At 31.6% G+C, this 14,738-nt stretch carries 15 protein-coding genes and 2 other annotated features (1 of these 17 cut by a window edge); of the genes, 13 read left to right on the forward strand and 2 right to left on the reverse strand.

Going from position 1 to position 14,738, the window contains the following annotated elements:
• Nucleotides 1-72 precede the first annotated feature (72 nt).
• Nucleotides 73-651 (reverse strand): DNA-3-methyladenine glycosylase I, encoded by a 579-nt coding sequence (locus ACP3TL_RS03475; RefSeq protein ID WP_046465521.1) that lies wholly within the window; start codon nucleotides 649-651, stop codon nucleotides 73-75.
• Nucleotides 652-710: 59 nt separating this feature from the next.
• Nucleotides 711-952, forward strand: a binding site (T-box leader).
• A gap of 42 nt (nucleotides 953-994) precedes the next feature.
• Between ACP3TL_RS03475 and ACP3TL_RS03480 the strand changes: the two genes are divergently transcribed.
• The 9 genes from ACP3TL_RS03480 to ACP3TL_RS03520 all read left to right on the forward strand — a co-directional run bounded on the left by ACP3TL_RS03480 (nucleotide 995) and on the right by ACP3TL_RS03520 (nucleotide 11,731).
• Nucleotides 995-3,625: a valine--tRNA ligase gene (locus tag ACP3TL_RS03480; protein WP_046465520.1), complete on the forward strand. Its 2,631-nt coding sequence runs from the start codon at nucleotides 995-997 to the stop codon at nucleotides 3,623-3,625.
• An 11-nt stretch (nucleotides 3,626-3,636) separates the two neighbouring features.
• Nucleotides 3,637-4,899 (forward strand): bifunctional folylpolyglutamate synthase/dihydrofolate synthase, encoded by a 1,263-nt coding sequence (locus tag ACP3TL_RS03485; protein WP_046465519.1) that lies wholly within the window; start codon nucleotides 3,637-3,639, stop codon nucleotides 4,897-4,899.
• Nucleotides 4,900-5,217: 318 nt separating this feature from the next.
• Nucleotides 5,218-6,036, forward strand: coding sequence for a squalene/phytoene synthase family protein (locus ACP3TL_RS03490; protein WP_046465518.1), 819 nt, complete (start codon nucleotides 5,218-5,220; stop codon nucleotides 6,034-6,036).
• A 312-nt stretch (nucleotides 6,037-6,348) separates the two neighbouring features.
• Complete coding sequence (locus ACP3TL_RS03495) at nucleotides 6,349-7,053, forward strand: prepilin peptidase (RefSeq protein WP_046465517.1); 705 nt, start codon at nucleotides 6,349-6,351, stop codon at nucleotides 7,051-7,053.
• Complete coding sequence (gene radC / locus ACP3TL_RS03500) at nucleotides 7,050-7,727, forward strand: RadC family protein (protein ID WP_285336721.1); 678 nt, start codon at nucleotides 7,050-7,052, stop codon at nucleotides 7,725-7,727. Before ACP3TL_RS03495 ends, radC begins: the two co-directional genes overlap by 4 nt.
• Nucleotides 7,728-7,931: 204 nt before the next feature.
• Nucleotides 7,932-8,927, forward strand: a complete 996-nt coding sequence (locus ACP3TL_RS03505) for a glycoside hydrolase family 43 protein (protein WP_285325692.1) — start codon at nucleotides 7,932-7,934, stop codon at nucleotides 8,925-8,927.
• Nucleotides 8,920-10,179, forward strand: a complete 1,260-nt coding sequence (locus ACP3TL_RS03510) for an oligosaccharide MFS transporter (protein WP_046465514.1) — start codon at nucleotides 8,920-8,922, stop codon at nucleotides 10,177-10,179. Before ACP3TL_RS03505 ends, ACP3TL_RS03510 begins: the two co-directional genes overlap by 8 nt.
• A 271-nt stretch (nucleotides 10,180-10,450) precedes the next feature.
• Nucleotides 10,451-11,299 carry an aldo/keto reductase gene (locus tag ACP3TL_RS03515; RefSeq protein WP_046465513.1) on the forward strand — a complete coding sequence of 283 codons (849 nt, stop codon included), beginning with the start codon at nucleotides 10,451-10,453 and terminating at the stop codon, nucleotides 11,297-11,299.
• Between the two features lie 150 nt (nucleotides 11,300-11,449).
• Entirely contained in the window at nucleotides 11,450-11,731 is a 282-nt protein-coding gene (locus ACP3TL_RS03520; RefSeq protein WP_046465512.1) for a hypothetical protein, read from the forward strand.
• A 148-nt stretch (nucleotides 11,732-11,879) separates the two neighbouring features.
• On the opposite strand, the gene ACP3TL_RS03525 is transcribed toward ACP3TL_RS03520, so the two are convergent.
• A complete protein-coding gene (locus tag ACP3TL_RS03525; RefSeq protein WP_071561853.1) occupies nucleotides 11,880-12,059 on the reverse strand; it encodes a hypothetical protein in 180 nt (59 codons plus the stop codon).
• A gap of 147 nt (nucleotides 12,060-12,206) precedes the next feature.
• On the opposite strand from ACP3TL_RS03525, the gene ACP3TL_RS03530 reads away from it, so the two are divergent.
• From ACP3TL_RS03530 to mreD, 4 genes are all read left to right on the forward strand, one after another.
• Nucleotides 12,207-12,665, forward strand: a complete 459-nt coding sequence (locus ACP3TL_RS03530) for a DUF4930 family protein (protein WP_046465511.1) — start codon at nucleotides 12,207-12,209, stop codon at nucleotides 12,663-12,665.
• Between the two features lie 70 nt (nucleotides 12,666-12,735).
• Nucleotides 12,736-12,894, forward strand: a complete 159-nt coding sequence (locus tag ACP3TL_RS03535; RefSeq protein WP_141714362.1) for a hypothetical protein — start codon at nucleotides 12,736-12,738, stop codon at nucleotides 12,892-12,894.
• 423 nt (nucleotides 12,895-13,317) lie between these two features.
• Complete coding sequence (gene mreC, locus ACP3TL_RS03540) at nucleotides 13,318-14,160, forward strand: rod shape-determining protein MreC (RefSeq protein WP_285325691.1); 843 nt, start codon at nucleotides 13,318-13,320, stop codon at nucleotides 14,158-14,160.
• The gene (gene mreD, locus ACP3TL_RS03545; protein ID WP_046465509.1) at nucleotides 14,160-14,684 is read left to right on the forward strand and encodes a rod shape-determining protein MreD; all 525 of its coding nucleotides are present in this window, start codon (nucleotides 14,160-14,162) and stop codon (nucleotides 14,682-14,684) included. Before mreC ends, mreD begins: the two co-directional genes overlap by 1 nt.
• 29 nt (nucleotides 14,685-14,713) lie before the next feature.
• Nucleotides 14,714-14,738 (forward strand) — a sequence feature (ribosomal protein L21 leader region); it runs 49 nt beyond the window's last position.

Raw genomic sequence — 14,738 nt, forward strand, 5'->3', positions numbered from 1 at the left:
CGGGGGCATTTTGTTGATTCATGCTGAAAGATATCGAAAAATGAAATTTTCTCAAAAGGGAATGATCTATGGCTAATTAAAGCCTTTGCCTCGATAATGCTTTGGATTATTAGGACATGATTGCATATGTGCATTATACAAACCGGCAGCTTCTAAAAATGAATAAACTGTCACTGGCCCTAAAAATTTAAAACCATAACGCTTTAATGTTTTCGATAATTCTGTTGCGCGTGTGTCTACAGTAATACGATCACTTGGATGTTTATAGCCACAATCGATAGGTTGGTGATCTACATATGACCATAGAAAATCACTGAAACTTCCGAAGTCTTTTTCTATTTCAAAATATCCTTTTGCTTGTCCTACAATAGCTTCTATCTTTTTTCTATTATGAACGATATTAGGAAAGGTCATCAAGCGGTCTATATCATCTGGTGTCATTTTGGAGATAAGCACTGGATCAAAGTCATAAAAAGCTTCTTCGTAAGATGCTTTTTTCTTTAAAATTGTTAACCAGGAAAGACCAGCATGTTGTGATTCTAAAGCCATCAGTTTAAATAATTTCAAACTATCATAAAGTGGTTGGCCCCACACTTCATTATGATATTCCAGATAGGTTGGATCTTTTGTGCCAAATGCGCATTCATTCATATATTTTCACTCCATTCCATTGACTTATCTTAACATCCATTATACTATAATTAAGTAAAGAAATATTGTCTACTGGGAAGAGTAAATAGGCTTAGATTTAACAGAGAGTACATGTATGCTGAGAATGTACAGTTTAACTTATTGAAGGTAGCCCACATTGAACTTTAGCTGAAATACTACAATGTAATTGTATGTAAAATAGGTTAAAGCGTGTTTGAGCGTTAATCATAATTTTAAGTGCTTGAAATTAGTGAACTAATTTCTTGAATTTAGGTGGTACCACGGGAAATCCGTCCTATATATTTATAGGGCGGATTTTTTATTTTAAGGAGGATTTTAACGAATGGAAATGAAACCAAAATATAATCCGAACGAAGTTGAGTCAGGGCGCTATGAAGAATGGCTTGATAAAGGCTATTTTAAAGCGTCTGAAGATAATACAAAAGAAACATACACAATTGTTATCCCACCACCAAATGTAACGGGTAAATTACACCTAGGACATGCATGGGATACAACGTTGCAAGATATATTGACACGTATGAAACGTATGCAAGGTTACGATACTTTGTATTTACCTGGTATGGACCATGCTGGTATAGCAACACAAGCCAAAGTAGAAGCTAAATTAAATGAGCAAGGATTATCTCGTCATGATTTAGGTCGTGAAAAATTCCTTGAACAAGCTTGGGATTGGAAAGAAGAATACGCTACATTTATTAGAAAACAATGGGCTAAACTAGGATTAGGTTTAGATTACAGTAGGGAAAGATTTACATTAGATGAAGGATTGAGTAAAGCAGTTAATAAAGTATTCGTTGATATGTATAAGAAAGATTTAATCTATCGCGGAGAATATATTATTAACTGGGATCCTATCGCTCGTACTGCGTTATCAGATATTGAAGTTATTCATGAAGACGTACAAGGTAAATTTTATCATTTTAAATATCCTTATGCAGATGGCGAAGGCTATATAGAAATCGCTACAACACGTCCTGAAACAATGTTAGGTGATACTGCGATTGTTGTGAATCCTAATGATGATCGTTATAAAGATATCATTGGCAAAAAAGTTATATTACCAATCCTAGGTAGAGAATTGCCTATCTTAGCAGATGATTATGTAGATATTGATTTCGGTAGTGGTGCTATGAAAGTAACACCTGCGCATGATCCAAATGACTTTGAAATAGGTAACCGTCATGACTTAGAACGCATTATTGTTATGGATGAATCTGGTAAAATGAATGACAAAGCTGGTAAATACGAAGGTTTAGATAGATTTGACTGTCGTGAACAGCTTGTAAAAGATTTAGAATCTGAAGGTTTAGTTATTAAAATAGAAGAGCATGAACATTCTGTTGGTCATTCTGAACGTTCTGGTGCAGTTGTAGAACCTTATTTATCTACACAATGGTTTGTAAAAATGAAACCTTTAGCAGAGCAAGCATTAGATAATCAAAAAACAGATGATAGAATCGATTTTGTACCTGCAAGATTTGAAAAAACATTTAATCGTTGGATGGAAGAAATTAGAGATTGGACAATTTCACGTCAATTATGGTGGGGACATCAAATTCCTGCATGGTATCACAATGAAACTGGTGAAATTTACGTCGGTGAAGCAGCACCAGAAGATATTGAAAATTGGACACAAGATGAAGATGTATTAGACACATGGTTCTCTAGTGCATTATGGCCATTCTCAACGTTAGGTTGGCCAGACGTTGAAGCTGAAGACTTCCAGCGCTACTTCCCAACGAATGCATTAGTAACTGGTTATGACATCATCTTCTTCTGGGTGGCAAGAATGATCTTTCAAGGATTAGAATTTACTGGAAAACGTCCTTTCGATGATGTATTATTACATGGATTGGTCCGTGCAGAAGATGGACGTAAAATGAGTAAATCTCTAGGTAACGGTGTTGATCCAATGGATGTTATCGATGAGTATGGTGCAGATAGCCTAAGATATTTCTTAGCAACTGGTTCTTCACCAGGTCATGATTTACGTTACTCTACTGAAAAAGTTGAATCTGTATGGAATTTTATCAATAAAATTTGGAATGCAGCTCGATTCAGTTTAATGAATATTGGGGATGACTTTAAAGTTGAAGATGTAGACTTATCAGGTAATCTATCATTAGCAGATAAGTGGATTTTAACGCGCTTAAATGAAACGATTGCTAACGTTACAGATTTAAGTGACAAGTATGAGTTTGGTGAAGTTGGTCGTACGCTTTATAACTTTATTTGGGATGATTTCTGTGATTGGTATATTGAAATGAGTAAAATACCAATGAATAGCGATGATGAAGCACAGAAACAAGTAACGCGTTCTGTACTAACTTATGTGTTAGATAATACAATGAGAATGTTACACCCATTCATGCCGTTTGTTACTGAACAAATTTGGCAAAATCTGCCAAATGAAGGTGAAACAATTGTTAATGCACCTTGGCCTAAAGTGAACGATGCATTGATTTTTAATGAAAGTAAAGAAACGATGCAACAACTTGTTGAAATAATTAAATCTGTTAGACAATCACGCTTGGAAGTAAACACACCATTATCTAAAGCAATACCTATTTTCATTAAAGCAAAAGATGAAAATGTTAAAGATACGCTAGTAAATAATTCGAATTATATAGATAGATTCTGTCATCCTAGCGAACTTACAATCGATACAGCAGTTGAAATACCTGAAAAAGCGATGACATCTATTACTACAGCTGGTGAAGTTGTTTTACCACTTGAAGGTTTAATCGACATGGATAAAGAGATTGAGAGATTAGAAAATGAACTTGGGAAATGGGAAAAAGAATTGGATCGTGTTAATAAAAAATTAGCAAACGATAATTTCGTTAATAAAGCACCTGAAAAAGTAATCAATGAAGAACGTGAGAAAAAACAAACGTATCAAGAAAAATACGAGGGTGTTAAATTACGAATTAATCAATTAAAAGCATAGGAGTCCTAAACATGAATTACCTAGATAGCTTATATTGGATACATGAAAGAACTAAATTTGGCATTAAACCAGGCATTAAGCGTATGGAATGGATGTTGGAACGATTAAACAATCCTCAATTTAATATAAATGGTATTCATGTAGGTGGCACGAATGGAAAAGGATCCACAGTTGCATATTTAAGATCAGCGCTTGTTGATAATGGATATGAAGTGGGTACTTTCACTTCGCCATTTATTGAAACCTTTAATGAGCGTATAAGTTTAAATGGGATACCGATTAGTGATGATAATATTGTTGAATTAGTTCAAAAAGTAAAGCCAGTAAGCGAAGCATTAGAAGTTGAAACAGAGCTTGGAACAGCCACTGAATTTGAAATCATTACTACGATGATGTTTTTATACTTTGGTGAATTACACCCAGTTGACTTTGTAATAGTTGAAGCGGGATTAGGGATTAAAAATGATTCAACGAACGTTTTTAAACCGATATTAACAATTCTCACAAGTATAGGACTAGACCACATTGAAATTCTAGGAGATACTTATACTGATATAGCAAAAGATAAAGGCGCAATCGTCAAACCTAATACACCAATTATCTATGCAGTGAAAAATGAAGATGCGCTTAAAGTAATTCGTGGTTGTGTTGAGCAACAGAATACTGAAGGTATAGAATTTGATCGCGATATTAGTATCGTTTCACAAGAAGAAGAATTTACTTATCGTTATAAAGACTATGAATTAGAAACCTTACTATTAAATATGTTGGGTGAGCATCAAAAAGAAAATGCAGCTTTAGCAATAACTGCACTTATTGAACTAAACGAATCAGGCATTGTTGATTTAGATTTCAATAAGATGATAGATGGTATTGAATCAGTAAGCTGGACTGGGAGAATTGAGCAAGTTAAAGAAAAGCCTTTGATGATTGTTGATGGCGCACATAATGTTGAAAGTGTTGAAGCTTTGATTAGTACAATGAAGGATTATTATCACATTGATAGTCTAGATATCTTGTTTTCTGCAGTGAAAGGGAAGCCAATTAATACGATGGTAGACCAACTTAAAACAATTGCTTCAACGTTTTATGTTACTGATTTTGATTTTCCTCGAGCATTAACTAAAGACGCTATTTTTGAAGAAATACGATTTGATCAAAAAGAACTTGTTGATGATTATGTGAAGTTTATTGAAACATATGAAGGTGATGGATTAATTATAACTGGAAGTTTATATTTCATTAGTGAAGTTAAAGCGAAAGTTAATTTTTAGATTTTATTAAACAACAGTGAATCTGTGCTGATTTTAATTAAATAAAGAGTTATTCAATAAGAAAGCTGGTTATTATTTAGCGTTATTGAGTCAGGATTAATGATTTATTCTGACTTTAATGTAAAAGTAACTGGCTTTTTTATATAATAGTTTTATGAAAGTTTTTGAAAAGTGAAGACTTGTTTGATTATTTGTGTGAATTGTAAGTAATGTGTCGTTTAACGCGAATAATTATTGTTGCTTTTTTAGCTATTTAGCAATTCCTATTTTAATTTGTAATAATATGATAGTATTTAAAAAAGGGAGGGAAAGATTAACATGACAGAAAAGAAATTTCCAAAGGATGCAATGCGCGTACTGAAAGAAACAAGCCGTACGTTTTATATTCCGATTACCTTTTTAGAAAAAGAATTAAAACATTCAGTAGCATCTGCATATTTAATACTACGAGCAATTGATGAAATTGAGGATCATGAAGAAGTAGATAATGATTTAAAATATACAATTTTAATGCAAGTGAGTGAATTGTTTAAAGAACCTTTTGATGAAGAAAAATATCTAGAGATTCTTGGCCCTGTGAAAGATATTATGCCTGAAGTTACACTCCGTTTAAGTGAGTGGATAGACGCATGTCCCGACAGAACTTTGCCAATCGTCTTAGATTGTTCGAGCGAGATGGCGTTCGGTATGGCTAAATGGGCGAAAGCAAACTGGGATGTTCATACACGCGAAGATTTAGATGAATATACATATTACGTTGCAGGGCGTGTCGGTGTCATGCTGTCAGAACTATGGGAATTGTGTGCTGGTGAAAAAACAGACCGCGATTTAGCCATTGGTTATGGACGTGGACTTCAAGCTGTTAACATTTTACGAAATGAAAAAGAAGATTTAGATGAACGTGGTGTGAGTTTTGTACCGGATGGTTGGACTCGTGCAGACCTGTTTGATTATGCAGATGAAAACTTGGCAAAAGCAGATGCATATATCGATTCAATCCATAAGAGAACGATTATATTATTCGCACGTTTACCTTTAGCGCTTGCACATAAATCTTTAAAAGCTATGAAAAATGGCCGTGAAAAAATAACACGTAAAGAAGTCGAAGAAACAGTAGAAGAAGTTAAGAAAAAATAGTATCGAAAAATAATGATTTACTTTATTTTTAAAAGTAATAATAACAAATAACATATTAATTAATGAATACAAAGTGGCTGATTGTGTCTTTCTGTATTCCCTAGTTAAATGTGCATATAATTATTACACATACATAAGCGCGTAATTTCTATTTTATTTAAATGCTTTTCCCTTTAAATTTTAGAGATTACAGCGCTTTTTGTGTACTGAAAATTTATTTTAACAAACTTACAATTATAATTTTTAACTAAGTGATAATTTTGTTATTAAATTAAAACGGACGTGCTATAATTTTTATAAGGAGGCACATCATTGATTAAACAACTTTTATTATGTCCAGTTCTATTTAGTTATTTGTACCAGTTGAGCCATGTAAATCAATTAAGGTTAAATTACTTTACCTTACGTTCTCGTTGTGATTATTGTCATAGCGTGCTTAAATTTACCGAAATGATACCAATTATAAGCTTTTTGTGTTTAAAAGGAAGAAGCAGTTGCTGTCAAAGTAAGTTGAGTTCTTTATATTTAATTGGAGAATTATTATCTATTGTTCCTGTATTTCTACTTTCTTACTTATCATTTCCTTTAGATCACACCACCTTTATACTTATATATATATTCCTACTTGTATTTACTATGTATGACATCAAAACTTTTGCGCTGCCACTCCATCTGTACATTATATTTTCGTTATGTGCCTATTTTATTGCACAAGGAAATGTATACCATTTCTTAATCATGACTACGATATTACACCTTTTTTATTTTCTAATACGTCACGGCATTGGTTACGGTGACATACTCCTTTTTTCATTGCTATCTTATTTACTACCATATCCAGACTTTGTGTTAACAATGTTTTTTACGTTTATTTGTGGTGGGGTTTTTGCTTTAGTTAGTATGATACTTTTTCGTAATTTAAAGCAAAGAATACCACTTATACCTTTTATTTTTGTTGCTTTTAATTTAGCGATGGTGTCTCATCAATATTTAACTTTAGGAGAGGGTCTAATTTGAGAATAAATGAACTTGCAGATAATCAAAAACCGAGAGAACGTTTGTTAAGCTATGGTGCCTCGCATTTATCGCATGCTGAGTTATTAGCTATACTCATTAATACTGGTCGAAAAGGGAGTTCCAATTTAGATATTGCAAACGAATTGTTGAAGACAGTTGACAACTTAAAAGAATTAAAAAGGTTATCTATCAGTGACTTAAATAAAATCAAAGGTGTAGGTTTATATAAAGCGCTTATTTTGAAAGCAGCATTTGAGTTAGGAGAACGCATGCATTCAGGTAGCGTAGACGATAAGATTCAAATTTCAAGCCCTAAAGATGTCGCAGATTTCATGATGGGCAAAATGGAGCATTTGACACAAGAAAAATTTATAGCGTTGTTTTTAAATTCTAAAAACGTAATTATTAAGCAAAAGACCATATTTATTGGCACTTTAAATAGCTCAATTGTACATCCACGAGAAATATTTAGTGAAGCTGTTAAATGTGCGAGTAACGCCATTATTGTATTACACAACCATCCTTCAGGTGATGTTACGCCTTCAACCGAGGATATTAAAACGACTGAAAGGTTAAAAAAATGTGGTCAAGTGCTAGGAATTGACTTATTAGACCACATTATTATAGGTGACCATACTTATTTAAGCATGGTTGAAGAAGGGTATTTTGACTGATACATAGTAGAAAATTAAATTTATAGAAACGTCCGAATCCAAGAATGAAGTTTTATGAGTCATTATGTAAAATAAGCAGTTCTATTTAAGCGTTATACCATCGATACATATACGGACACATTTTAAATAAAAATGACATGTACGGACATATATTCTATAGTTATATTGAAAACGTTTTCAATATATTTTTGGAGGTAGAATGTTATGGTTAAAATAAATAATCCTATTGTATTGCAAAGAGCGGATCCTTTTATTCACAAAGAAAAAGAAAAATATATTTTTACTGGTTCGCACCCTAATTATGATCGAATTATATTGAGAATTTCAGATAATATAAATGGGCTAAACGATGCAAAAGAGCATGTGATTTGGGAGAAACATGAAAAGGGGGGTCAAAGTCATCTAATTTGGGCACCTGAAATTCATAAAATAGATGATAAATGGTATATATATTATGCAGCCTCTCCTAATGAAAAAATTGAAGATGATACATTTAATCACAGAATGTTTGTATTAGAAAATAATTCTGATGATCCTTTATCTGATAACTGGATAGATAAAGGACAGATAGATACAGGTTGGGAGTCATTTGCTTTAGATGCTACGGTTTTTACCTTAAATGATGTTGTATATTATGTTTGGGCGCAGCAAGATATAAATATTCCGGGTCATTCAAATATTTATATTTCAAAAATGAAAAATCCTTGGACTTTGGAAGGAAAAATATCTATGATAACTTATCCTGAATATGAATGGGAAAAACAAGGGTTTTTAGTGAATGAAGGACCATCAATACTTATAAAAGAAAATTATATTTATTTAACATATTCAGCAAGTGCAACAGGTATAGAATACTGTGTTGGACTATTATATGCTGATATTACTAGTGATGTGTTAGACACTAAATCATGGAAGAAAGTTAAAAAGCCTATTTTTAGTAGTAGTAATATTAATGGACAATATGGGCCTGGGCACAATTCTTTTACAGTTTCAGAAGATGAGCAGCAAGATATTATTGTTTATCATGCGAGAAATTACCAAAATATTGATGGTGATCCTTTATATGATCCTAATCGTCATGCAAGAGCCCAAATTATAAAATGGGATAATGATGGCATGCTAATACTAGATGAACCGATGCCAGATGAACGATGGACTCCAAATTCACCACGAATATTGGAGGATGAGGACTATGATTAATATTAAAGGTAGTGTGTTTTGGCGTTTTGGTGGTATAAACTTTTTTTATTTTGCAATTTGGACATTAATAATTACTTTTTTACCACTATGGTTAAATAGGGTAGCAAACTTAGACACAGCTGAAGCTGGTATTGTTTTTGCTACGATGTCTATAGTTGCGATAATATTAGAGCCAATTTATGGCGTTATCCAAGATAAATTAGGTTTGAAGAAATACTTGTTTGCTTTTGTCATTTTATGCTTACTTTTTATTGGACCTTTTTTCGAATATGCATTTATACCATTACTTGAAACAAATGTGTTTTTAGGTAGTGTAATAGGAGGCTCTTTTATAAGCTTATGTTTGTATAGCGGAGTTGGAGTTGTAGAATCTTATTGTGAAAAGTCGAGTAGAGCTAATGGATTTGAATATGGACATACTAGACTATTTGGTTCTTTAGCAGGTGGTGCTTTTGCTTTTATTGGTGGTATTATGTTTGTGCATAATACTAATAGTATTTTTTGGATATGTTCTATATCAGCTATATTACTAGGTATAATACTTTGGAGTATTAAGGTTAAAAAACTAAATTATCAAAAAAACGATAATATCAAAAATGAAAAAGAATATGTAAATAAAGATAGTATTTTTAAACTATTCAAAAATAAAAGTTTTTGGGGACTTTGTTTATTGATTATTGGTAGTGCAAGTTTATACGACGTATTTGACCAACAATTCCCTAATTATTTTGTACAATTTTTCCCTGACAGCAGCACTGGTGAATCCTTGTTTAGTAGACTGACTTCAACACAGATTTTTATTGAAGCGGGTGTAATGATTTTTATGCCATGGGTTATAAATAAAATCGGTGCAAAAAATGGGTTGTTTTTATATGGTTTAGTATTATTTGTAAGGGTTATAGGGACCGCTTATACAGATGAGGTTTGGCTGCTATCATTTTTTAGGTTATTAGCAGCTATAGAAATGCCATTATTACTCATATCAATAATGAAATATATAGTGAGTATATTTGATATAAGACTTTCAGCAACAGTTTATATGCTTGCTTTCAATGTTGCCAAGCAACTTGGAGTAGCATTCTTTTCGGTAATAATGGGCAAATTATATGTGGAGATAGGTTTCCAAAATACATATTTAATTATGTCAGTTATTATAATCGTTTTAGTTAGTATTGGAGCATTTTTAATGAAGAGTGATAAACCATTATCTAATTTAAATAATTCAAAAGAACAAATAAGTAATAGCAATTAGAAATACCAATTACTAGAATAAGTAAATATCATCATAAAAAAGTATGCTATTAGCATGCTTTTTTATGATGATATTTTGACTGAAGATTATTGTTAAGTGAATTTATTATCAAGATTGGTATTAAACTTAACTTTTATAAACTTACTCAGAATAATAATATTTCCCCAGATTATTAAAGTATTAAAACGGGTAGAAATAGAAAGTAACGATTATATATAATCAGTTTATTTAGGCTGATTTTTAAATATATGGAAGAAGGGTAGGATTATTAATGACGATGTATGATGAGTTTCGTTTAAATGATGGATCAACTTTACCTCATATAGGATTAGGAACGGTTAATATTCAAGGCGGAAAAGGCGTTAATCAAGTAATGAATGCAATTGATATAGGCTACAGCTTAATAGATACTTCAACTAATTATAACAATGAAGGTATGGTAGGCGAGGCAATTCGTCGTTCGTCAATACCTCGAGAACAAATTTATGTAAGTGCTAAATTACCTGGCGCTGCACATGAATATGATAAAGCTATTAATCTTATTCAAGAGTCACTTTATCGTACAGGCTTAGACTATTTTGATAAATATTTAATACATTGGCCGAATCCCAAACAAGGTAAATACGTTGAGGCCTGGAAAGCATTAGTCGATGCACAGAAATATGGTTTAATTAAAACAATTGGTGTTTCTAATTTTATGCCTGAACATTTAGATGAAATTATTGAAGCAACAGGAGTGACTCCAGCTACTAATCAAATAGAAATTCACCCGTATTTCAATAATAAAGATTTAATAGCAGAAAATGATAAAAGAGGTGTTTTATCAGAAGCTTGGAGCCCTTTAGGTCGTGAAATTAATGATGTTCTTACGAACGATACGATTAAGGCTATTGCTGATAAATATAATCGTACACCTGCTCAAGTAATTATTAACTGGGTTAATCAAAACCATGTATTTCCAATTGTTAAATCAAGTGATGACGTACATCAACAAGAAAACTATAATTATCTTGATTTTGAATTAGAACAAGAAGACTTGGATAAGATTGATGACTTAGATCAAGGTGAAAGCGGTCGTGTTGAAAATCAAAACCCACGTGAATATGAAGAATTTGTTTAAGCATTTAAAGTAACATTATACATTAAAGACATCCTGATATTGAAAGGGTGTCTTTTTACATATGATTGATTTGTTTTATGAGACACATTAATCTTCCGGTATGCGTCAAGGTAATGTATAATCAAGTTGTTATATAAGGAGGATTATATATTGGGAAGTATCTTATTAATCGGGTTATTGTTACCTGTAGTGTATCTTATGCAACTCACAAAAAAGCGCCAAGCAATTAATTTGAAAAAAACAGGTATTGCCATAGCTGTTTCAGTTATCGGAGTTGTTATTACAACTATATTATTCGTTGTATTTAATCATACATCAACTTCAATTTGGATTTATTTATTGAGTGCTATAGCGGTAGCGATAATATGGGCACTATTATTAAGTGGCTGTTATTATGTTTATCAGGTGTTAAGTAATGGTGTAGGAAAGTAAGTAAATGACAAGTTTCTATAGTATATGTTAAGTTTTGCTAGTAGTACTTTATAGTTTTTACATATTTTAAGTAAAAGTATTAAATGTTTTAAATCTAATAACACAAAAATGCGCTTAATGGATAATTTAATCCTTAAGCGCTAAAATTTTAATTTATGAAATTGAAATAAGTGTTGAAATTCTCCATTAACCAAAGAATACCTTGGTAACCCAAATATATACATAACACAATAATTCCAATATATATTATAAATCTTAAAATTGATAAACCTACTCTAAATAGTAGTATGACTAAGAGTGCAAGCAGGATTATTGATAAAATACTCATTCTGTATTCACTCCCTTTAAAAACATTGTACTATGAAAATAGGGCATATGCATCAGTCTATAGATAAGTTTTAAATACTTCTAGAGACTGATGATAATTCGACTGTGAAAAATTATAATATAGAGTGACTTAATAGGAGGATGGTTCATGCGGTTTATTTTCAGTATTGTAAAAAACATTATAGCTGTCATAGCGATAGTAGCAATTGTACTTTTCGCATTAAAATATGCACCTTTTTTAAAAGATCAAGAATGGAACCCAGTACATGATGATAAGCCATCTATGAATAATGAAGCACCTCAACAAAATTTGACTGGTGGCAAACGGTATTCAGTAGAAGATAATGACATCCTTAATAATGTACCGTTTAGTCAAACGAAAAATGTGTTTGATTGGATTAATAAAAAAGAGTTTATGTCAGTCTCAGGTTTAGAAAGAATGGGTTATACTGATGAATACTTGGCTGGTCAACGTGGCGATGAGTTTATTATCTATAAATTTGGCTCAGATTCACTTCGTGTTTATAAGACGGAAATTGAAATGGAACAAGATTTAAATCAATTAGGAGTGCATATTGAACTACAACCACAATCTAGCTACGAGTAATGCGTTTGAATTATAGGGTGAAATGCGTTAGCCTTAAATAAGTAAAAACGTTAAAGGTTGGTGTCCAATTATGAGTGAACAGTCTAAAGATAAGAAAATGGCTGAGCAAGCAAAAGCACAAAATTTATTTGCACGTTGGCGTAAAAAAGAAACATTATATGAAGAAGATGAGAAAAAAGCTAAAAAATCAACTGACGACAACAAATCAGATGAAAAAGAAAATGACTAAAGTAAGTTCACGTCTCTTATAGTAGAGGCGTTTTTTTTTATAGTTTGAAACTTGAAGACATTTGGAATTCTTATATGAGCGTATATAAAAAGATTAAACATATAAGATATAAATAAATGTGTTTGCCTCAAAAAGTATTTAATATTAATTTTTAAACAAAAATAATATATTGAATTACTATTCGCAAAATCAAAACTTTTTAATACACTATTGACTATAAGTATTGTTATAATACAATGTATCGTTTAATTTATTACATTTTAATCAAATCTTGAAACGTATCCGTTTAATCTAGTTAAACTGTTGATTTAATATAGGATAAATTTTGTTATGGAATATCAGGGTTCGTGCTTTATTTCGTAACACTAGTGATATAAAATGGTAATAAGAATATAAAATAGTTGATTAATAGAGGTGTTCAGGTTGTCAAAGTTTTTTAAAAACAACAAACTGATTGTTATACTGTGTGCAATCATTGTGTTTATAGCCTTAATTGGTGTATCTTTGCGTTCACAAACGCAATCACCAGTAGAACAGTATGTTGGAGATACTGTTGCTTTTGGTCAAAAAGCAGTTAGCTATCCTGTACATTTTATAACAGGATCTATCGGTAATCTCTTTGCAAAAGATAGTTCAGAAGAACAAAGTAGTAAGGTAAAACAATTAGAAGCTGAAAACGAAAGACTAAAAGCTGAAAATAAAACTTACAAAAAAGAATTAGATGTTGAAGATATTTCAAAATATGAACCGATTTCTAGCACAGTATTATCTAGAAATCCTGATCAATGGATGAATACATTGGTTATAAACCAAGGTTCTAAAGATGGAATAGAAAACAATATGGCTGTGATGACTTCAGAAGGGTTAGTTGGCCGCATCTCTAAAGTGAATCAATTCTCGTCTCAAGTGGATTTAATCTCAACGAACACACGTGCTAATCGATTGTCTGTAAACATTCAACATGATGGAGAAAACGTTTTTGGTTTAATAGATCATTATGATGCTAAGAATGAAGAACTTGTAATTACAGATATAAATAATAAAGATAGTATTAAAAAAGGAGATAAAGTTGTTACGAGTGGCTTAGCAGATCAACTTCCTAGCAGTATTTACATAGGTGAAGTATCTAAGGTTGAAAATGATGAGTACGGTCTATCTAAAGAAGTAAGAGTGAAAACAGCTGCAAGTTTAGCAGACTTAAACAACGTCTATGTTGCTAAAAGAGACCCAAAAACAATGCCAGATAATGAAAGCGGGGATAATTAATGCGCGCATTATACTACTTTGTTATTGGTATTGTATTGTTTTATATTGATACTGCAATTGGGCTTGTTATACCAATGCAAATAGGAGATAAAGATATTATTTTCGTGCCACATTTAACGATCATGTACATATTGATGCTAAGTGTGTATAGAAGTTTTGGTGTAGCGCTGGTTTTATCAGTAGTATTAGGTCTAATTACAGATTTATATTTCGGCAGTTTTTATGGTCTATACCTATTTGGCTATATTTTATTTGTAGTCATCACGGACTTTTTCTTCAAAACATTTTATAGAGATCATACAATGCTGTTTATCATTATTTTACTGAGTACAGTTTTCTTAGAAATTTATGTAGCAATTATGTATAGTATTTTAGGGCTTATTAATTTTGAGTTTATAGATTTTATTATATTTAGATTAATACCTACATTTATATTAAATTTAATTTTACTTACAATTTTATTCCCAATTATTATGAAATTCCTAAGAAAAGTGCAATTGAAGATTGACAGTAAGAAATCCTAATGCTAAAATGCAGTAGTTGAGTAGTTCATAGCTACATACAACCGCTCAGATTCA

Source organism: Staphylococcus caseorum, assembly GCF_049943195.1.
Lineage (GTDB): Bacteria > Bacillota > Bacilli > Staphylococcales > Staphylococcaceae > Staphylococcus > Staphylococcus equorum_A.

Bases quoted from the DNA above. Each gene is read 5' to 3' on its own strand.
- ACP3TL_RS03515 (WP_046465513.1), top strand. From the start codon at position 10,451: ATGACGATGTATGATGAGTTTCGTTTAAATGATGGATCAACTTTACCT.
- mreD (WP_046465509.1), top strand. From the start codon at position 14,160: ATGCGCGCATTATACTACTTTGTTATTGGTATTGTATTGTTTTATATT.
- ACP3TL_RS03490 (WP_046465518.1), top strand. From the start codon at position 5,218: ATGACAGAAAAGAAATTTCCAAAGGATGCAATGCGCGTACTGAAAGAA.
- ACP3TL_RS03525 (WP_071561853.1), bottom strand. From the start codon at position 12,059: ATGAGTATTTTATCAATAATCCTGCTTGCACTCTTAGTCATACTACTA.
- ACP3TL_RS03535 (WP_141714362.1), top strand. From the start codon at position 12,736: ATGAGTGAACAGTCTAAAGATAAGAAAATGGCTGAGCAAGCAAAAGCA.
- ACP3TL_RS03480 (WP_046465520.1), top strand. From the start codon at position 995: ATGGAAATGAAACCAAAATATAATCCGAACGAAGTTGAGTCAGGGCGC.
- ACP3TL_RS03510 (WP_046465514.1), top strand. From the start codon at position 8,920: ATGATTAATATTAAAGGTAGTGTGTTTTGGCGTTTTGGTGGTATAAAC.
- ACP3TL_RS03530 (WP_046465511.1), top strand. From the start codon at position 12,207: ATGCGGTTTATTTTCAGTATTGTAAAAAACATTATAGCTGTCATAGCG.
- ACP3TL_RS03475 (WP_046465521.1), bottom strand. From the start codon at position 651: ATGAATGAATGCGCATTTGGCACAAAAGATCCAACCTATCTGGAATAT.
- ACP3TL_RS03505 (WP_285325692.1), top strand. From the start codon at position 7,932: ATGGTTAAAATAAATAATCCTATTGTATTGCAAAGAGCGGATCCTTTT.
- ACP3TL_RS03485 (WP_046465519.1), top strand. From the start codon at position 3,637: ATGAATTACCTAGATAGCTTATATTGGATACATGAAAGAACTAAATTT.